This window comes from Salsuginibacillus kocurii DSM 18087, from assembly GCF_000377705.1.
GTDB classification, from domain to species: Bacteria; Bacillota; Bacilli; order Bacillales; family Marinococcaceae; genus Salsuginibacillus; species Salsuginibacillus kocurii.
Map to the genome: position 1 here is coordinate 1 of NZ_KB898623.1, position 19,237 is coordinate 19,237.

At 44.8% G+C, this 19,237-nt stretch carries 16 protein-coding genes; all 16 read right to left on the reverse strand.

The genetic code is table 11. The features are described from left to right. A partial coding sequence (locus D469_RS0100005; RefSeq protein ID WP_018921294.1) for an IS1182 family transposase occupies positions 1-1,672 on the reverse strand: 1,672 nt, incomplete at its 3' end. Positions 1,673-2,416: 744 nt separating this feature from the next. Continuing rightward, positions 2,417-2,500, reverse strand: coding sequence for a stage V sporulation protein SpoVM (gene spoVM / locus D469_RS19275; RefSeq protein WP_018921296.1), 84 nt, complete (start codon positions 2,498-2,500; stop codon positions 2,417-2,419). A 152-nt stretch (positions 2,501-2,652) separates the two neighbouring features. Next, complete coding sequence (gene rpe / locus D469_RS0100020; RefSeq protein ID WP_018921297.1) at positions 2,653-3,306, reverse strand: ribulose-phosphate 3-epimerase; 654 nt, start codon at positions 3,304-3,306, stop codon at positions 2,653-2,655. Positions 3,307-3,309: 3 nt separating this feature from the next. Then, positions 3,310-4,191 (reverse strand): ribosome small subunit-dependent GTPase A, encoded by an 882-nt coding sequence (rsgA, locus tag D469_RS0100025; RefSeq protein WP_018921298.1) that lies wholly within the window; start codon positions 4,189-4,191, stop codon positions 3,310-3,312. A gap of 9 nt (positions 4,192-4,200) precedes the next feature. After that, on the reverse strand, positions 4,201-6,222 hold the full coding sequence (pknB, locus tag D469_RS0100030) for a Stk1 family PASTA domain-containing Ser/Thr kinase (RefSeq protein WP_018921299.1): 2,022 nt from the start codon (positions 6,220-6,222) through the stop codon (positions 4,201-4,203). Between the two features lie 6 nt (positions 6,223-6,228). Beyond that, the gene (locus D469_RS0100035; RefSeq protein WP_026286026.1) at positions 6,229-6,984 is read right to left on the reverse strand and encodes a Stp1/IreP family PP2C-type Ser/Thr phosphatase; all 756 of its coding nucleotides are present in this window, start codon (positions 6,982-6,984) and stop codon (positions 6,229-6,231) included. Positions 6,985-6,990: 6 nt separating this feature from the next. After that, entirely contained in the window at positions 6,991-8,076 is a 1,086-nt protein-coding gene (rlmN, locus tag D469_RS0100040) for a dual-specificity RNA methyltransferase RlmN (protein WP_018921301.1), read from the reverse strand. Between the two features lie 10 nt (positions 8,077-8,086). Then, positions 8,087-9,442, reverse strand: coding sequence for a 16S rRNA (cytosine(967)-C(5))-methyltransferase RsmB (gene rsmB / locus D469_RS0100045; RefSeq protein ID WP_018921302.1), 1,356 nt, complete (start codon positions 9,440-9,442; stop codon positions 8,087-8,089). Next, a complete protein-coding gene (gene fmt / locus D469_RS0100050; protein WP_018921303.1) occupies positions 9,435-10,379 on the reverse strand; it encodes a methionyl-tRNA formyltransferase in 945 nt (314 codons plus the stop codon). Before fmt ends, rsmB begins: the two co-directional genes overlap by 8 nt. A 40-nt stretch (positions 10,380-10,419) precedes the next feature. Next, the gene (priA, locus tag D469_RS0100055; protein WP_018921304.1) at positions 10,420-12,822 is read right to left on the reverse strand and encodes a primosomal protein N'; all 2,403 of its coding nucleotides are present in this window, start codon (positions 12,820-12,822) and stop codon (positions 10,420-10,422) included. Further along, positions 12,819-14,024 carry a bifunctional phosphopantothenoylcysteine decarboxylase/phosphopantothenate--cysteine ligase CoaBC gene (gene coaBC, locus D469_RS0100060; RefSeq protein WP_018921305.1) on the reverse strand — a complete coding sequence of 402 codons (1,206 nt, stop codon included), beginning with the start codon at positions 14,022-14,024 and terminating at the stop codon, positions 12,819-12,821. Before coaBC ends, priA begins: the two co-directional genes overlap by 4 nt. A 176-nt stretch (positions 14,025-14,200) precedes the next feature. Beyond that, a complete protein-coding gene (gene rpoZ, locus D469_RS0100065) occupies positions 14,201-14,404 on the reverse strand; it encodes a DNA-directed RNA polymerase subunit omega (RefSeq protein ID WP_018921306.1) in 204 nt (67 codons plus the stop codon). Beyond that, positions 14,404-15,021 (reverse strand): guanylate kinase, encoded by a 618-nt coding sequence (gmk, locus tag D469_RS0100070; protein WP_018921307.1) that lies wholly within the window; start codon positions 15,019-15,021, stop codon positions 14,404-14,406. Before gmk ends, rpoZ begins: the two co-directional genes overlap by 1 nt. Positions 15,022-15,054: 33 nt before the next feature. After that, the gene (remA, locus tag D469_RS0100075; RefSeq protein WP_018921308.1) at positions 15,055-15,315 is read right to left on the reverse strand and encodes an extracellular matrix/biofilm regulator RemA; all 261 of its coding nucleotides are present in this window, start codon (positions 15,313-15,315) and stop codon (positions 15,055-15,057) included. A 156-nt stretch (positions 15,316-15,471) separates the two neighbouring features. Then, entirely contained in the window at positions 15,472-16,353 is an 882-nt protein-coding gene (locus D469_RS0100080; protein WP_018921309.1) for a YicC/YloC family endoribonuclease, read from the reverse strand. A 219-nt stretch (positions 16,354-16,572) separates the two neighbouring features. Next, positions 16,573-19,197: a cation-translocating P-type ATPase gene (locus tag D469_RS0100085; protein ID WP_018921310.1), complete on the reverse strand. Its 2,625-nt coding sequence runs from the start codon at positions 19,195-19,197 to the stop codon at positions 16,573-16,575. Between the last annotated feature and the right edge of the window lie 40 nt (positions 19,198-19,237).

Sequence of the window (19,237 nt, forward strand, 5' to 3'; positions counted from 1 at the left end):
GGGGCTGTCCCAAAAGCCTTTGAAAAGTATTAAAAAATCCGTTGTGATGGTTATTCATCACAACGGATTTTTTAGTATTATCCTTATGATAATGATAGAGGTTGTCCACCTCCTTTTGTTTTAGGAGGTTATGGGCTATGGCTGCCAACCCAAACTCTACGTTGACCTTGTCTAGGCCGCGAAGAGAAAAGCGGCGCAACGACCTATTGCCCTTGATATGGCCGAACACGCTTTCGACCTCTACTTTACGCAACTTATAGGTCTCAGCGCCTTCTTCCGTACCAAGGGCTTCTCTCGCTTTTTTCTTTTTCGCTTCATACAGCGGATTATAATGAATCTGCCGATTCCCTTTTGCTTTCGTACAAGCTGACTTGACCGGGCAATTACTGCAATCTTCCGCCTCGTAAATCCGAAATTGACGTCGGTAGCCATACGTATCCGTTCGATGTTTTTTGTATCGAAAGGTTACCTTTTGATTATTCGGGCAAATAAAGTAATCTCCTTTATCATCATAGGTCCAGTTTTGTACATGATAAGGATTTTTCTTAAAACTGCGTTTCTTCTCTTTTCGCCACATATTATAGGGAACGAGGAGATCGATGTCCTGATCATCGGCATATACATAATTACTCTCATTTCCATAACCAGCGTCCGCAACAACTTGCTCAGGGAAGGGCAGTGCTCGGTTTTTCAGCATTTTCATATGCGGTTGAAAGCAGCGAGCGTCCGTTGGACGTTGGTGAATCGAGTACCCCAGAATAAATTGATTTTCCGTACCAGCTTGAACGTTATAACCCGGCTTGAGCTGCCCATTTTTCATATGATCTTCCTTCATGCGCATAAATGTCGCATCACGGTCTGTCTTTGAGAAACTATTACGGTCTCCAAATGTGGCAAAATGATCTTCGTACTTTTGGAGCCGCGGCAAATAATCTGATGTCATGGATTTATGCATCCGCCGTAAGGTGCGAAGCTCTTCTTTCTTTACTTTTTTCTCTTCAGGATCGGCAGCTGATTCAACAGCCTGTTCCGCTTTGCCTAACTGCTCTTCCACTTGATGGACCGCCTCTTGAAGTTGTTCTGAGGTTATGCGAGCCGAAGGTTCTTCCGAAGGGGAACAGGTGGCTTCATCTTGACGGATCGTGTCTTCAATATGAGCGAAAAGGGTTTTTAGTTTGTCTTGGAGCTTTGCTTCATAACGCTCAGAAGCCTTTCGCCATACAAATGAATACCGGTTGGCATTCGCCTCGATTTTCGTCCCATCGAGAAAATAATGTTCCATAGTGATATACTCTTGGTCTAAGAGAAGTTGGATTAATTGGGTGAAAAGGGGCTCAATCAAGTCTTGCATGCGTTCGGAACGAAAGCGGTTGATGGTTCGAAAATTCGGTACTTGCTGGGCAGCTAACCACATCATCGGCAGGTTTTCTTCAAGGGCTTTTTGAATGTCACGACAGGAATACCATTTTTGCGTGTAGGCATACAAAACAATTTTCGTCATCATTTTTGGGTGATAAGAAGGGCGGCCTCCGCCCTCATAAGCGGCATAGAACAACTGCTCATCCACCTGTTCAATCATGTCATGCACCACACGTGACACATGATTTTCTGGAATCAAATCACTAAAATCCATTGGTAGAACGAGTTGTCCCATGGTATAATCTTTAAACATAAGAGATCATCCTTTCTAGTGGTTGGTGTGGTTACTTTCCATTTTAGCAAAAGGATGATCTCTTTTTTAGTATTTTAAATTGGAATAAAAAGGTAAGGGGCTGCCCTTTTGGGACAGCCCCTTCTGTGCTTTTTGCAGGGCTAATGGCGACACCTCAACTAACGTTGCAAATGTATCAAGAGATCATAAGTCCCGCTCCTTCAAAGCCAAAAAGTAGCTTTGCCAGCGCTCGCCTTTTGCTTGACGCCCCTCAACTCCGTTTTCCGCTTTTCTTTGTCTAGCTACGGACGTTAGCGGCTTGCAATCGCTTCTGGACCGGTCTGCGGCGGCAACAGCCTCCTCGCCGGTTAAGAACCGTGCGGCGCCGCTGACCAAACGCCCTCCGCTTTTCTGTCTAGCTACGGGCGTTAGCGGCTTGCAATCGCTTCTGGACCGGTCTGCGGCGGCAACAGCCTCCTCGCCGGTTAAGAACCGTGCGGCGCCGCTGACCAAACGCCCTCCGCTTTTCTGTCTAGCTACGGGCGTTAGCGGCTTGCAATCGCTTCTGGACCGGTCTGCGGCGGCAACAGCCTCCTCGGGGGGTGAGAAGGGCTCTGCGTCGCAAGACAAGTCCGCTCCGCTTTTCTCTGTCTAGCTGCGCATGCTAGCGGCTCGAGGTTTTTTCTAGTCCTGACTCCGCACAGCGAGCTGTGCTGCGCAGTTCTTGAAAAACTTGTCGCCGCTTTTCAAGCATGCTCCGCTTTTCTACGTATCTTTTCGGAATGAATGTAAGACGGCGCGGACCATTCCACCTAGAAACTTCGGCAGTTTAACCGTGTAAAATTTCATCGCCATTCCTCCTTGGTTCAAAGCTGGCGTTTATTCCGTCAATGCCCACATGTTCTTTGTTATATATATTCAACTTGACGAAAAAAGTACACGATTTTTTTAAAAGAGATTTAAAATCTTCTGCCTTCGCCTTTACCTCAGTTTATCCACGGTTACCCTTCCTTGCGAATGGCTTCCATTGCTGCTTTTCGGTCTGTTTGATTAAAAATGGCTGAACCAGCAACGAGCACATTTGCTCCAGCTTGCTTACACCAGGCGGCTGTTTGCTCATTCACTCCGCCATCCACTTCAATATCAATTGCTTGTGAACAATGTTCAGTTAATGTTGTAATCTCGCGAATTTTTGTCAACGTCTCCTGAATAAAAGCTTGACCCCCAAAGCCAGGGTTTACCGTCATAACTAAAATTAAATCTGTCAACTCCAGGCAATGCTGAACCACATCTATTGGCGTGTGAGGATTAATCGCCACTCCTGCTTTCATATCGTGTTCTTTGATGAGTTGAAGCGTCCGATGTAAATGCGGACTAGCTTCCGCATGCACAGTAAGAATATCTGCGCCTGCCTCTTTAAAATCGCTTACATACTTCTCTGGTTCTTCAATCATTAAATGAACATCAAGTACTTTGTTTGTATGCGGACGAATGGCTTTAACCACGGGCGGTCCCATTGTAATGTTCGGCACAAAGCGGCCATCCATTACATCCACATGAATATAATCAGCTCCGAGCTGATCAACTCCGCGGACCTCTTCACCCAAGTTGGAGAAATCTGCTGCTAAAATAGAAGGCGCAATTTTTATCGTCATGTTTTACCTCCAGGAAGTTTGTTTCACAATCTCTTCGTAAAATGATAGATAATGCTCGTAACGTTCACGGGAGATTTCAGCTTGTTCAACAGCTTCTTTGATCGCACAAGCCGGCTCTTTTCGATGCGTACATTCCCGAAACTTACAGGCGCTTCGCCGCTCCCTCATTTCCGGAAAATAAAGAGTAAGCTCTTCGGGCTGAATGTTTTCAAAATCGAGCGCACTAAAGCCAGGTGTATCTGCTACTTGTCCGCCCTGAACAGAGAGAAGTTCCACGTGACGAGTCGTATGTTTGCCACGCTTTAGCTGTTTTGAAATTTCACCCACTTCCAGATCGAGGCCGGGGCTGATCCTATTTAAGAAGCTGGACTTTCCAACTCCTGATGCTCCTGCCAGCACCGTAACCTTACCTGCAAAAGCAGTAGCAACTTGGTCCAGGTCCTCTTCATCTGTATGAGAGACAAAATAAACAGGATACTCCAATGATTCATAAAGCTGCTGGTAGCCTTTCATTTGCTCATATTTCTCCTCATTGCACTGATCTCTTTTCGTAAACAGCAAGATCGGTTCGATATCTTTCGCTTCCACATGTACAAGCATGCGGTCTAAGAGCCAAGGAGAAAAATCCGGAGAAACCGCTGAACACACAATTAATGCCTGCTCTACATTGGCAATCGGAGGTCGAGTCAATTTATTAAACCGCGCTTTAATTTCGAGGACGTATCCTTCCTCTATAGTCTCAGCCTCAAAGATTACCTCATCACCTACTAGTGGTTTTTCTTTCTTTTTGCGAAATAACCCTCTGGCCCGGCATTGATAACGACCTGTTTCATTTTCTACGTAAAAAAAACCACCGACTGCTTTTACAATCTTACCTTCAGCCATAGAGCCTCCTTATTCTTCGTACGGAAATGTATTGGATTGGACTTCTTCATCATCGATATAAAGTGTGTACGTGCCATCTATTTCGGGTGTAATCTCAAGTGGTATGTGGTACGTTTCTGACTCCTCAATCGTCTCTTCTACGAAAACTGACGGCTCATCTGTTGTCGCATCCTCATAAACGATCAGCACCTCATACTCTATTCCTTCGTCCTGTTCCTCTTCTGAGATTTCCACCGGAAGAACTGCTTCTACTTGTTGGCTTTCTGGTTCTTCTGGTTCTTCTTCCTCTACTACTTCTTCTTCTTCCTCTTCTTCTGGCCCTAACGAAATCACAAATTGGACCTCATCCCCGTATTCTACCGTTTCATACGGCCCAGGTTCATGTTGAATAACATCACCTTCAGCTACCGACTCAGAATGTGCTTCATTAAAGGTCCCCGTAAGTCCCTGTGATTGTAAATAATTACGTACATTTTCTTCTGACTGGTCCTGAAGGTTATCTAGAGAAAATTCAGGGAGTGAACTATATACTAAGTGAATTTCATCTTCATAAACAACACGTTCACCTTCGTCCGGGTCTTGACTGATAATTGTGTTTTCCTCTGCTTCAGTGGACTCTTCAGCTTCAAAACTGACTTCTTCAAAATCAGCCAGAGTTTCTTCAGCTTGTTCTCTCTGCATGCCCATAACACCTGGCATATCAACATTTTCAGGCCCTTCACTAACATGTAAATTTACAGTTGAGCCTTCTTTTACCGTCCGGCCTGGGTTCGGATTTTGCCTAATAACATAATCTTCTTCTATTTCTTCATCTTCAATCCACTCAATTTCGCTGATAAGCCCTTGTTCTTCAAGCTGTTCTTCTGCGTCCTCTATATGAAGCCCAGCCACCTCAGGCACGTCTACATCATCAACACTAAATAAGGCAGGAATTAAAGTAAAGGCGGCAACAATCGCCCCAAAAAACAACAATCCAATAAGAAATAATATTAACACCCAATTCTTCTTCTTCTTCTTTTTCTTAATTGGTCGCTCTTCATTGGAATTAGCTTCTTCGTTAGGGAGAGGTCCTGCAAGCGTTTCCTCTTCCTTTATATCCGCTCCTGCAATCTGCGTCTCTTCGTCAGGGTACTCCACTCCGCCTACAATAGGAACCGCTTTTGTCTGCTCATTATCCTCCTGCTCTAAAACAAGAGGTGCTTCCTCATACCGGTCAGGATCTAACGTAGTATCCACATCTCTTACCATTGCCTCAACGCTTTCATGACGTTGGTCGGGGTCTTTTGCGGTTGCTTTATAAATCGCATTTTTTAAACTTTGCGGGATGTTCTCGCGGAAATTCGATGGGTCCGGAAGAGGCTCCTGCAAATGTTTAATCGCAATGGAGACGGCAGAATCCGCATGAAAAGGCAGCTCGCCTGTAACCATTTCAAATAACACAATACCTAAAGCGTAAATATCAGAGGCTGTAGTCACCATGCCTCCCCGGGCCTGTTCTGGTGACAAATAATGGACTGTACCGAGCACAGATTTTGTATGAGTCATCGTCGCTTCTGTTGAAGCTCTAGCAATCCCAAAGTCAGCTACCTTTGCTTCTTGGTTCTGATTTAGCAATATATTGTGCGGCTTAATATCTCGGTGTATGACTTGCTGGCTGTGTGCATAAGCTATCGCTGAACCAACTTGGTGAAAGATCCGGATAACATCATCAAGCGACAAAACACCGACGCGATTGATATATTCTTTTAATGTTTCACCTTCGATATATTCCATGACAATAAAATCGACCCCATCCGCTTCACCAACATCATAAATATCTACAATATTTGAGTGAATCAAATTGGTCGATGACAGCGCTTCCCGATGAAAGCGCCGTACAAAATCACTGTCTCCCTTATAATGAGGCTGGAGCACTTTAACAGCCACCGGACGTTCTAAAATAATATCTCTCGCTTCGTATACCACAGCCATTCCGCCATCTCCAATGGTACGGATGACTTCATAGCGGTCATTGATTCGTTGTCCAATCAAACTGAATCACCTTCCGGATACATTTCCGTCTGTCGTCTGAAGCAATGCAGCTGTTACATTGTCAGTTGCTCCATGAGCATTTGCTTCCTCAATAACCTTAGCCACTAGTTCTTGAGCTTGTTGATTTAAACGAAGCATTTCGCCTAACGTTTCTTCTGATAACGTATCAGTCACTCCATCTGAACATAAGAAAAGCGAATAACCTGATTCTTGATTATAGAGGTTACTGCTGACAGTAACCTCTTCTTCTGTTCCCAGTGCTTGTAGTAAGACATTTTTTTGCGGGTGATGCTCTGCTTCTTCAGAAGTGATTTGCCCTTGCTTTACATATTCATTGACAAGGGAATGGTCTTCCGTCAACAGCGTAAACATCTTATTAGCCTCTAATAGATACGCTCTGCTGTCTCCTACGTGGGCCACTGCAATATCCTTGGGAAAGCCGCAGGCTGCAACCACTGTAGTTCCCATCCCTGCTTTTTCCGGATCTGCTAGCGCTTCTTTAAAAATTTCACCATTCACTTCAGTAATCACTTCAATCAGCCAAGCTTCTGCCTCTTCTACTGTTTCAAACGGTTCTTTTTGTTCACTCTTTTGCTTGAAAATATCAACAACCGCCTGGCTGGCAATGTCTCCAGCCTTATGTCCTCCCATGCCATCAGCGACAACAAGAAGAATTTGATCATCGGCCAAAGCTTTGACAAAAGCCGCGTCTTCATTATGAGGCCGAATTTGTCCTCGATCTGATAACGACCCAAAGTCCAACTGCATTCACCTCGTTTCTTCTTCGCGCTCCTTTGCTCTTAACTGTCCGCAGGCTGCCTCAATGTCGTGTCCTTGCTCACGACGAATCGTAACATTAACCCCGCGACTCTTTAATGTTCGTTCAAAAGCAAAAATATCATTACGCGAGGTCCGAACATAATCACGTTCAGGTACATCATTAACTGGAATTAAGTTGACGTGGCAGTTTATGCCTTTGATTAAATCTGCCAATTGTTCTGCGTGTTCTACTTGGTCATTAACACCGCCAAATAAACCATACTCAAAACTAATACGGCGATTTGTTTTTTCTTGATAATAACGAATGGCTTCCATAAGCTTATCAAGCGGCCAAGCCCGGTTTACTGGCATCAAGCGACTGCGGATTTCAGTAGTTGGGGCATGAAGCGAAACGGCAAAGTTAATTTGTGTCTGCTCGTCGGCAAAGTCATAAATACGTGGCACTACCCCGCTCGTGGAAACGGTAATGTGTCTTGCGCCAATATTTAATCCTTTATCATGATTAATTGTGCGTAAAAACGGCATCAATTCATCATAATTATCAAATGGCTCGCCTATTCCCATAATAACGACTGAATCCACGCGTTCTTCCTTTTCATCCAAGGCGCGCTGCACATCAAGAACTTGTGCAACAATTTCGCCCGCTTCAAGGTTACGTTTTAAACCGCCCAACGTAGACGCACAAAACGTGCAACCGAGCCGACAGCCAACCTGAGTGGTTACACAGACACTATTCCCATAGTCATGTCGCATCAGAACGGTTTCGATTGCATATCCGTCCGGCAGGTCAAATAAAAATTTCATTGTCCCATCCTGGGATTCCTGACAGACCACTTCTTTTAAAAGTGTGAGGGAAAAAGAATCATGTAGTTTCTCCCGCAAATCCTTGGAGAGATTTGTCATTTCCTCGAACGAAGTGACTCGCTTCTCATAAATCCATTCAAAAATCTGGGTCGCCCGGAAAGCAGGTTCATTCTGTTCTACTAGCCAGTCTTTTAGACCATCAAATTCCAGCGATAAAATCGAAGGTTTACCTTTGATTTCCGCTGGTACTTTTTGTTTCAGTTTTTCCACATTTAGCCTCCTAGAGGGTTTCTTTTTGCATGGCAGCGATGAAAAACCCGTCCGTTTGATACATGTGCGGCAGGATTGTCACTGCGCCTTCTGCACTCTTCTTTACCGCACCTTCATGTACAGGCAGCCTGGAAAAGAGTGTTTGATCAAAGGCAAATTCCGTCTGATCATTTAAAAATGCTGTCAATTGCTTCTCATTTTCAGCAGGGTTCAGCGTACACGTACTATATACAAGCCGTCCTCCCGGTTTAACCAGTTTGGCGGCTTCCTTCAATATGCTTTCTTGCAGGGTAAGGATCTCATTTATTGTGCCCTGTTTCATATGCTCTTTAATCTCCGGTTTGCGTTTTATAACACCAAGGCCGCTGCAAGGCGCATCGACTAAAACAACGTCAAATGTTTCTTCTTCCAATTCCTCGCTTGCCTGTCTTGCATCCATTTGAGCGACTTGAATCGATGATAAACCTAGGCGCATTGCTTGCTGTTTTACATTCAACACTTTTTGGTCATATAAGTCAAATGCAAAAATGAAAGCTGAATCAAGCCCCACTTCAGCCATATGCGTCGTTTTTCCGCCAGGAGCTGCACACAGGTCGGCTATTTTGTCGCCTTTTTTCGGGTTCGCAGCATGGGCCACTAACATCGAGCTTTCATCCTGGACAGTAAACAACCCTTGAGCATAGGCTTTAGATGAAAATGGGTCGCCTTTTTGAATCAGGATAGCTTCTTCGGCAAGGTTTCCTTTTTCTACTTGAAACCCTTCCTCTTCCAGCTTCTTCATCAAGTCATCTCTCGTTATCTTGAGGGTTTGCGTTCGAATCGTCAACAGCGGAGTTTCCAAATGAGAACGAGCGATATTTTCCGCTTCACCCTTTCCGTAGCCTTCTTCCCATAATGTAAGAATCCAGCGTGGATGAGATGTCTTAATTTCCAGCTGCTCAAGCGGGTGCTTAACCTTTTCTACGTCAGGTATGCCTTTGCGGTCAAGGTTCCTGAGTACGCCATTTACAAGTCCTGATAAGCCTTTCCGGCCATGAGTTTTTGCCAAATGGACTGCTTCAAAAATAGCCGCTCTAGCAGGAATGCGGTCTAAATAAACCATTTGATAAGCGGCAAGACGTAAAATAATGCGAATGCGGTTGTCCATTTTTTGGATCGGCTGTTTTAAAAATGGTTGCAAATAAAAGTCAAGCGTACGTGAACGTTTGATCGTGCCGTACACAAGCTCTGTCAATAAAGCACGATCCTTCGGGTCCATGTCATGTTCTTCAAGGACATGGTTAATCAAGAGGTGGCTGTACGCCCCTTCTTGTTCTACACGTTCTAAAATGGTCAAGGCATGATCTCGAACCGAGTGCTTACTCATCTCCTAATCGCTCCCCGGGACTTATTTCTTGCTGCAGGCCGTTGAGAAATGAAGCTGCCGGCATGCGTTTCTTGCCTGATGGCTGTACTTCTAGCAAATAAACGGCACCGTCTCCTCCAGTTTTTACGAGCAGCTTTTCTCGTTCCGCCTCGAGCACTTCACCAGGCGCACCGGTAAATGTCCCTTCAGCAGGACGCACTTCCCAGACTTTCAAGCTTTCCCCTCGAAAAGACGTATAGGTGACCGGCCATGGGTTCATTCCGCGCACATGATTGAATATCGCTCTGGCTGAATGGTTCCAATTAATTTTTTCCTCGCCGCGTTTAATAGTAGGAGAGAAGGTTACTTCTTCTTCTTGTTGAGGAAGCGGCTCAAGCCGGTCTTCTTCAATCGCCGGAAGCCATTCAGCTAATAGCTTGGCTCCTGCCTTGCTTAACTTATCGTGGAGACTGCCTACATGATCACTTTCTTCAATCGCAACGCTTGTCTTAGCAATGATATCCCCGGCATCAAGAGCTTCTACCATATACATTAACGTGACCCCCGTTTCTGTATCGCCATTAATGATGGCCCGGTGAATAGGGGCACCGCCTCGATGCTTAGGAAGAAGAGAGGCGTGTACATTCATGCATCCTAACGGTGGTGCTTCAATGATTTGCTTTGGCAGGATCTGACCGTATGCACAAGTCACAACTAAGTCAGGTTTCATGTTTAAAATTGGCTCATAGCTCTCTTTTTCTTTTAATGATTCCGGCTGGAAGACAGGTAAATCATTTGCTTCGGCTTCTACTTTAACCGGTGGCGGAGTCAGCTTTTTTTTCCTTCCTTTTGGACGGTCAGGTTGTGTAACCACTCCTGCAACCTCATAAGTTGAGGCAATTAACGTTTGTAAAACAGGTACCGCAAAGTCGGGGGTCCCCATAAAAAGTATTCTCATCAGTCAAACTCCCTTTCTCAAAGCAACCGCCACCCCAAGATTACATAAACATTTGCGGGTGACGGTCAATGGCGATATATAGATCTTCATTTGTAATTTCTTTTTTGTAATGATTTAAAAGGTCCTTTAAAATACGAGAGAGTTCAGGCTCATCCCTATATTTTATCATGCATTGATATCGATATCTATCCTTGATCCGAGCAATCGGCGAGGGGGTGGGTCCATAAATCATAGCCTCATTCGACAGGTGGTGAGAAAGAGCTTCGCCAATGGCTCCAGCTGTTTGAATCACCTTTGCTATATTAGGATGTGAAATGGTAATTAAACAAATGAACACATACGGCGGGTACAAGGCACGGTGCCGCCTTTTCATTTCGTCATAATAAAAAGAAACAAAATCATGACTCTTTGCATGCTGTATGCTGTAATGCTCAGGCTCATAGCTTTGAATAACCACTTCCCCTTCAACTTTGTCACGTCCAGCGCGACCGCTGACCTGGGTTAACAGTTGAAACGTCCGTTCTGCTGCCCGAAAGTCTGGAAGCTTTAAAAGGGTATCTGCAGCCAACACACCAGCAAGCGTAATGTTTGGAAAATCAAGCCCTTTGGCGATCATCTGGGTGCCGAGCAAAATATCAGCTTCTCCCGCTCCAAAAGAAGAAAGCAGTTTCTCATGTGCACCTTTCTTTTGTGTCGTATCTACATCCATGCGGATAATTCGAGCTTCCGGCAAAAGACGTTGCAATTCTTCTTCCACACGCTGTGTTCCTGTTCCAAAGAAACGAATATGTTCACTTTCACATTCCGGGCAAGTGGAAGCTGCTTCCTCTTCATGTGCGCAGTAATGGCATTTTAGCAAATTTTGATTGCGGTGATACGTCAGTGTAATGTCACAATGCGGACATTCTGCGGTAAAGCCGCAGTTTCTACACATCACAAACGTCGAGAACCCGCGCCGGTTCAAAAACAAGACACTTTGCTCGTTGCGTGCAATTCGCTCCTTTAATTTCTCATAAAGAGCTTGGGATAGAACACTCCGATTTCCTTCCCTTAATTCTTCCCGCATATCTACAACTTCAATAGCGGGCATAGGGCGATTATTGACGCGCTTTGGCAGTTCAAGCAATGTATAAACGCCTTTGTTTGCCCGCGCGTACGATTCCAGCGAAGGGGTCGCGCTCCCCAATAAAACGGGACACTGATGATAGCTGCTTCTCCAAATTGCTACATCGCGGGCATGATATCTTGGATGGTCTTCTTGCTTGTATGTACTCTCATGTTCTTCATCAATAATAATCAGCCCTAAATGTTGAAAGGGAGCAAAAATAGCAGACCGTGCGCCGACAACAACTTTGACTTCCTGCCGGTGTATTTTCCGCCATTCATCATATTTTTCTCCAATGGATAAAGCGCTATGTAATACAGCTACCTCCTGGCCAAAGCGAGCTTTAAAACGTTCGACCATCTGCGGGGTGAGTGAGATCTCCGGTACTAATACTATTGCCTCTTTCCCCTCTTTTAAGACGTGATCAATCGTCTGCAAATAGACTTCCGTTTTTCCACTGCCGGTTACTCCTCTCAACAGAAAAGGAGACTGGCTGTTCGCTGAAACAGCGGTAGTTAGCTGGCTAAGCAGTTGTTGTTGATCATCTGTCAAGGGCAGAGCGGCACTCTGCTCATTTTCCGCTTCAATAAAAGGGTCGCGGTACATTTCTATTTCTTTTTCAACAACCACTTCTTTTTGTACAAGGGCATCAACGACTGACTTTGTGATCGAAAGCTCCTGCAGTACAGTTGAAAGCGCAATCTGCGGCTCCGGAGTCTTTTTCAGGAAATCAACAATCTGCTGTTGCTTTTTGGCCCGTTTAATTTGCTCACCAACCCATTTTTCATCGGTTGCTTGTTCGGAAAGCTGGATATACTTTACCAGTTTGGCCCGGGCCTGGTCTTTTACTTTATACTCGATAAACACGAGATTCTCAGCAAGCGCTTTTTTAACAAACGTTAAATCTGGAGAGTCTAAGTCTTTCCAGGCCACACTTGTACGGTTATGAAACTTCTCCGGCAGACTTCCCGGCAGTTGTTCCGCTTCTGCGTTACGAACGACTTGTTTGGAGGTTTTGCCTCGCATCGCTGCTGGGAGCATGGCCTGATAAGCTGTAATATGAAAACAGACTGTCTCTTCTACCAGCCACTTGCCAAGTTCAATCAGTTCTTGTGTAAGTACTGGCTCCGGGTCCAATAACTCTACAATCTCTTTGCGTCCAGAAACGTCTGACACGGATTCCACTGCCATGACAAAACCTTGCAATTTACGTGGACCAAAGGGTACAACAACACGCATCCCGGGGTCCACCATTTCTTCCAATTTGGCCGGGATGTCATAATCAAAAAGCTTATCCGTTTGACCAGCAGCTACATCGACAATGACACGGGCAATCATAGTTTAGAAATCCCTTTCCACTCTTTTTCCAAGGCAGCTACCAAGTGCTCTCCAATTTCCAGTTTGGATAACTGCTCTAATTCCTTGCGCTCTCCATCTTTTGAAAAAAGGATAACCGTGTTTGTATCCGTGCCGAATCCACTTGCGGTTTGGCCGATGTCATTTACGACTACATAATCGAGATTTTTCTTGTTAAGTTTTTCTTTTGCATAGGTTTCTAGTTGTTCCGTTTCAGCTGCAAATCCCATTAGCAGCTGGCCTTTCTTTCGTTCGCCAAGCTCTTTTAAGATATCTGTAGTTCGTTCCATTTCAACAACCAAATCCCCAGTCTGCTTTTTAACTTTATGGCCAAACACGTGCTTCGGACGATAATCAGCGACAGCGGCCGTTTTAACGACAGCATCCGTCTCGTCAAAACGGGCAAATACGGCTTCACTCATTTCCTCAGCCGTTGAAACATCAATTCGAGTGACTCCCGCCGGTGTAAGCTCATGAACCGGCCCTGCAATAAGCGTCACTTCAGCTCCTGCCTTGGCAGCAGCTGCAGCAACGGCAAAACCCATTTTCCCACTGGAGGGGTTGGAAAAGTAACGAATAGGGTCGATCGGTTCTCGCGTCGGGCCGGCGGTTACTACAATCGATTTTCCAGTGAGGCGTTTTTTAAAAGCAAGGTCGTTTTGCAGTTTTTGCACGATCGCCTCTGGTTCAGCCATTCGACCTTTGCCTGTCCATCCACAAGCTAAATATCCTTCCCCTGCTTCAAGGTAGGAAACACCTTGTTGGAAAAGCTCTTTCATGTTCGCTTGCACTGCCGGGTGATTATACATATTCACATTCATGGCAGGAGCAATATAGACTGGTGCCAAGGTAGCAAGCAAGGTGGTAGTGAGCATGTCATCCGATATCCCCTGTGCCATTTTTCCGATTACATTGGCTGTTGCCGGCGCTATTACAACAACATCTGCCCAATCCGCAAGATCGACATGGGCTACTTTATCCGGCTCTTTCTCTGCATATGTATCTGTATATACCGTGTGGCGGGTTAATGCTTGAAAGGTTAAGGGCGTCACAAAATGCTCCGCTCCTTCTGTCATGATGACGCGTACATGCGCTCCAGCCTGCGTCAATTTGCTAGCTAAAGCAGCCGCTTTATAAGCGGCAATGCCACCAGTTACACCGAGCAATACGTTTGTCTCCTCCACCCTATTCTCCCCCTTTAATATTCTTCTTTAATTACTTTTGTTACCAAGTGCCATTCATGGTTAAAGAACCCTGACCGGCAGTTCTGTAAGAAGCAATAAGAATAAAGCTTTACACAGCTAATTTATTGTACATGAAAAAAGAACAACCTATTTATGGATAGGTTGTTTAACATAAACTAATCTTTTGATTTAAAGTTCAGCTTCCCTTCTTGTATTTCTTCCAATGCTTTTCCGACAAGTTTATGTGACTCTGACCGCGCTACCCGTATATTCGTTTCATCTGTTTCCTGAAGTTCACGGGCACGCTGGGCTGAAATCGTCACTAACGTGTACTTTGAATCAATTGTCTTTAATAAGTCATCAATCGATGGATATAACATTATTGATCAACCTCCACCAGTTCTTTATATTTATGAATCAAGCGATCTCTCCGGCAATGTTCAGCTGTAACAATCGCCTCTATGCGTTTCACAGCTTCTTCGACCTCGTCATTTTCAACGACGTAGTCATATTGTTTCATCATTTCAATCTCTTCTTTAGCTACAGTCATACGTTGATTGATCAAGTCTTCACTTTCCGTAGCTCGTCCTACAATACGCTCTCGCAATTCTTTTAAACTTGGAGGCATTAAGAAGAGGAACACACCTTCCGGATAGCGTTCCTTTACTTTAAGAGCACCCTGGACTTCGATCTCTAAAATAATATCGTTACCCTCATTTAAGCTCTGTTCCACATAAGGAAGAGGTGTGCCGTAGTAATTGTTGACATATTCAGCCCATTCTAACAGCTGATTTTGTTCAATCATCTCTTTAAATTCATCTTTTGTTTTAAAGAAATAGTTCACCCCATCGATTTCACCTTCACGGGGGGCGCGTGTAGTAGCAGATACAGAATAATTAATATTGTTCTCTGTTTCTCTTAGCGCACGGCAAACCGTTCCCTTCCCCACACCGGCAGGGCCAGATAAAACGATAAGTAACCCTTTTTCTTTTTTCATAACGTGTTCACGCCCTCTTTACACTAAATCTAATTATTCCTCATCTGAATCGTCTTTTGTATGAAGACGCTGTGCCACTGTTTCTGGTTGCACAGCAGATAAAATGACATGGTCGCTGTCCATAATAATAACCGCACGAGTACGCCGGCCGTATGTAGCATCTATAAGCATATTGCGGTCGCGCCCTTCTTGAATGATACGTTTTATTGGAGCTGATTCCGGGCTTACGATCGATATCATCCGATTGGCAGAAACAATATTTCCAAACCCAATGTTAATTAATTTGATGTTCAAGTAAATCCCCTCACTCTTCGTTTGGTCGGCTATGCTTTGTTGACATGGCTGCTTTTATCTATACAAGTTTAGAAAGCACGCTTCCATCGGTTTCTTAATCCCTTTTATATTAAGTATATACGTTCTGCGAGCAGAAGACAAAATACAACCTCCCTATTAACAAATATTTTGAATCTGTTCTTTCATTTTTTCAAGCAGGCTTTTTCCTTCTACGACATGAGCACTCATCGCGGCATCATTTGCTTTTGATCCAACCGTATTAATCTCGCGGTGCATTTCCTGAAGAATGAATTCCAGCTTTCTTCCTGCAACGCCAGCCTGGTCAACCGTAGTACGGAACTGCCCTATATGCGCTTGTAATCTCGTGATCTCCTCTTCAATGTTCACTTTATCTGCATAGAGAAAAACTTCCAACCGCAACCGTTCCAATTCTTCTTCCCGGCTTTCAATTTTCCATTCTTTTAACAGGGCATGCAGCTTCTCCCGATATGATACTACCACTTTTGGAGATAAGCGCTCCAGTTCTTTTGTATGATATGAAAACTCCTCTACTTCTTGCAGCAAGGCTTCGGTTAAAGCTTCACCTTCACGTGTTCTCATCGTATTTAACGATTCAAGTGCTTCCTCAAGCGCCTGTAAAAAAGCAATTCGACTTTCTTCAGTTAAGGAAAGGTCTTCTTGAATTGTCGTAAGCTCTGGCGAAAAAAGCACAGATTCTATCGGCAGGGAGCCTTCAAATTCACCGTACTGCTTTAGCTCATCAGCGGCCTTCATATATTGATGGATGAGAGGCCAATCCAGCTGGACGGTTTTATCCGCCTTCGCATCGTCACTTGCCGCGACATAGACATCTATTTTTCCCCGCTTACAGTGGGACTGAATACGTCTTTTTGCTTCCTCTTCAATCCCATTAAAACGGCGCGGCATTCTAAATTGGACGTCACAGTAACGGTGATTTACGCTTTTTATTTCAATTTGAACCCGAGCGTTTCCATAGCTGGCTGTAGCATATCCATACCCGGTCATACTCGTTAACATAACATCACTTCCGCGCTCCTTGGGTTTATTCTATCCAATTTTACCACCTACAACAAGCAAAAGAAAAGAGAGAAAGGCGAAGTATGAGGATAAAACGGCTGGGGCGGGCGCGTTTATGTTAGATGAACTATTTGCACAAACAATGAAAGTGCTACTGCATAGCAAAACCCTTTCAAACCTGCTCTGGGTATGAAAGGGTTTTGCTGTACCTGTTTAACTTTATACTTTACTGTTGCGTCTGGGAATGGCAAATAAAAGGGTCGGCAAGGCAGCCAGCGGCACTATTAACAACCATTCCGTCAGTGGCAGCGCTGTAGTATGGAAAATGCCTTGTAATGGCTCAAAATATATAACAACGAGCATTAGCAGCACAGAAGATGCCACCGCTCCAAGCAAATAAACATTGCCGAATGGATTTCGTGACGTAATATTTGTTTCACTGCGGCAATCAAACACGTGAATCAGTTGAGCCATAATTAACGTTGCAAAAGCAATGGTCTGTGCTCTCGTTAAATCATCCGGGAAAAGCATGAAGCTCGTCACAAATGCAATCAATGTAACGATTGCGATTAAAAAACCACGGCTAATGACCTTCCAGCCAAGTTTTCTGGCAAATATGCTTTCATTTGCTGGACGAGGCGGACGGTTCATCACATCCCGCTCTGGTTTATCCAGGCCAAGAGCCATTGCAGGCAAACCATCTGTGACAAGATTAATCCATAAAATTTGAATCGCAACAAGCGGAAGAGGCAAGCCCATTAACATAGCAAACAGCATAACGAGAATCTCACCGACATTAGAAGCGAGCATATAGCGAATGAACTTACGAATATTATCATAAATATTCCGCCCTTCTTTGATCGCTTGTTTAATCGTTGAGAAATGATCATCACTTAAAATTAAAGAAGCAGCTTCTTTAGCTACATCTGTCCCCGTCTTGCCCATTGCAACACCAATGTTTGCCGCTTTTAGAGCAGGTGCGTCATTCACCCCGTCGCCGGTCATAGCTACGATGTGCCCATTTCGCTTTAAAGCTTGGACGATTTTCAATTTATGCTCGGGTGTGACGCGTGCATACACATAAGTGTCTTGCACTTCACGCTCTAGTTCTTTCGGGCTGAAGCGGTCAAGGTCGCGCCCAGTTAACACTTTTCCATGTTCTGGCAAGAGCTCTAACTGGCTCGCGATAGCCTCTGCTGTTACGTGATGGTCGCCGGTAATCATTACCGTTTTTACTCCGGCTCTGCGGCACTCGCGAATCGCTTCCACTGCATCTTCACGCGGGGGGTCGATCATCCCTTGCATGCCTACAAGCGTAATTCCTTGCTCCACCTCATCCCAATCCACCTCTGCAATTGGTCCATTAATTTTTTTATACCCTACAGCGAGGGGACGGAGGGCGGCTTTTCCCATCTGTTGAATGGCCTGGTTCCAAATGAGTTGCCGCTCTGCTGTAAACGGTAAAATACGGCCGGCAGCCTGAATCGCTGCAGCACGTTCAGCTAATACATCAGGAGCTCCTCGCAATACAGCGTACTTTTCATTATTGTTCGTCTGATAAATAATGGTAGATCGTTTCCGTTCACTGTCAAATGACTTGCTGGCGAGCAAATGGGCTGAAGACGTGATGCCTGCCTGCTTAGCGGCATTAACCATAGCTTGTTCAGTTGGGTTTGTTCCTTCAAGCTGTTCGCCCATTGCCCCGTATAATAGGATTTGTTGCAATAAGTTATCTTCTTTTGCAGAAACTTTTTTTGCCTGCTCAGTGTAAAATGCCATGCCTTTATTATATTCTACATCCCAGCTGCGCTCCCAGGACCACAATTTCGTTACAGTCATTTCATTTTTTGTTAGGGTCCCTGTTTTATCTGAACAAATAATGGTAGCACAACCTAATGTTTCTACGGCCGGGAGCCGACGCACAATAGCTTTATGCTTAATCATGCGCTGTACGCCCAGGGCAAGAGCAACGGTTACTATTGCCGGGAGTCCTTCAGGGATAGCAGCTACCGCCAAAGAAACGCCGGCAAAGAGCATCGTATAGACATCGTGGCCTTGCATGACCCCTGTCCAAACAACTAGGCAGGTGAGGGCCAGTGCCCCTACAACTAACACTTTTCCAAGGTGTTCAAGTCTTCGTTGCAATGGGGTCATGGTAGCCACCGTATTATCAAGAAGGTGGGCAATTTTCCCCATTTCTGTCTGCATCCCGGTTGCTACTACCACCCCTTCTCCCGTACCTCGCAAAACTGTAGTGCCAGCATAACCCATGTTTGTATTTTCAGCGAGGGCGTTTGCCCGGTCCCATACAACCCCTGTGTTTTTATCAACAGGTTGTGATTCTCCGGATAAAGCTGATTCTTCCACCAATAATTCATGGGCACTGAGAAGACGAAGGTCAGCTCCAATTCGGTCTCCTGCCTGCAGTTTAACAATGTCGCCGGGCACAACGGTCTTAGCTGGAATCTCAACCCATGCCCCATTTCGTTTCACTGTCATTTGGGGGGCTGTCCACGCCTTCAATGTTTCAATCGAACGTTCCGCTTTTCGCTCCTGCATAAACCCGAGTACACCGTTTAAAAAGACAATAATCATGATCGTTATCGCATCTACGTATTCTCCTAAAAGTCCGGAAAGCAATGTAGCAGCGAGCAAGACCAATACCATAAAATCTTTAAATTGCTCTAAAAAAATGAGTAAACTTGATCGCTTCTTTTCACTAGATAATTCATTTAACCCTACTTGCTGCAGTCTATATTTCGCTTCTTGCGAAGATAGACCCGATTGCTCGTCTGTATGAAAGTGCTGTAAACATTCATCTGTAGAATAATTATGCCAATTCACTAGACGCTCCCCCACCCTCACAGTATCTTACAGCACATCC

Bases quoted from the DNA above. Each gene is read 5' to 3' on its own strand.
- spoVM (WP_018921296.1), bottom strand. From the start codon at position 2,500: ATGAAATTTTACACGGTTAAACTGCCGAAGTTTCTAGGTGGAATGGTC.
- rpe (WP_018921297.1), bottom strand. From the start codon at position 3,306: ATGACGATAAAAATTGCGCCTTCTATTTTAGCAGCAGATTTCTCCAAC.
- rsgA (WP_018921298.1), bottom strand. From the start codon at position 4,191: ATGGCTGAAGGTAAGATTGTAAAAGCAGTCGGTGGTTTTTTTTACGTA.
- rsmB (WP_018921302.1), bottom strand. From the start codon at position 9,442: ATGAGTAAGCACTCGGTTCGAGATCATGCCTTGACCATTTTAGAACGT.
- fmt (WP_018921303.1), bottom strand. From the start codon at position 10,379: ATGAGAATACTTTTTATGGGGACCCCCGACTTTGCGGTACCTGTTTTA.
- priA (WP_018921304.1), bottom strand. From the start codon at position 12,822: ATGATTGCCCGTGTCATTGTCGATGTAGCTGCTGGTCAAACGGATAAG.
- rpoZ (WP_018921306.1), bottom strand. From the start codon at position 14,404: ATGTTATATCCATCGATTGATGACTTATTAAAGACAATTGATTCAAAG.
- gmk (WP_018921307.1), bottom strand. From the start codon at position 15,021: ATGAAAAAAGAAAAAGGGTTACTTATCGTTTTATCTGGCCCTGCCGGT.
- D469_RS0100080 (WP_018921309.1), bottom strand. From the start codon at position 16,353: ATGTTAACGAGTATGACCGGGTATGGATATGCTACAGCCAGCTATGGA.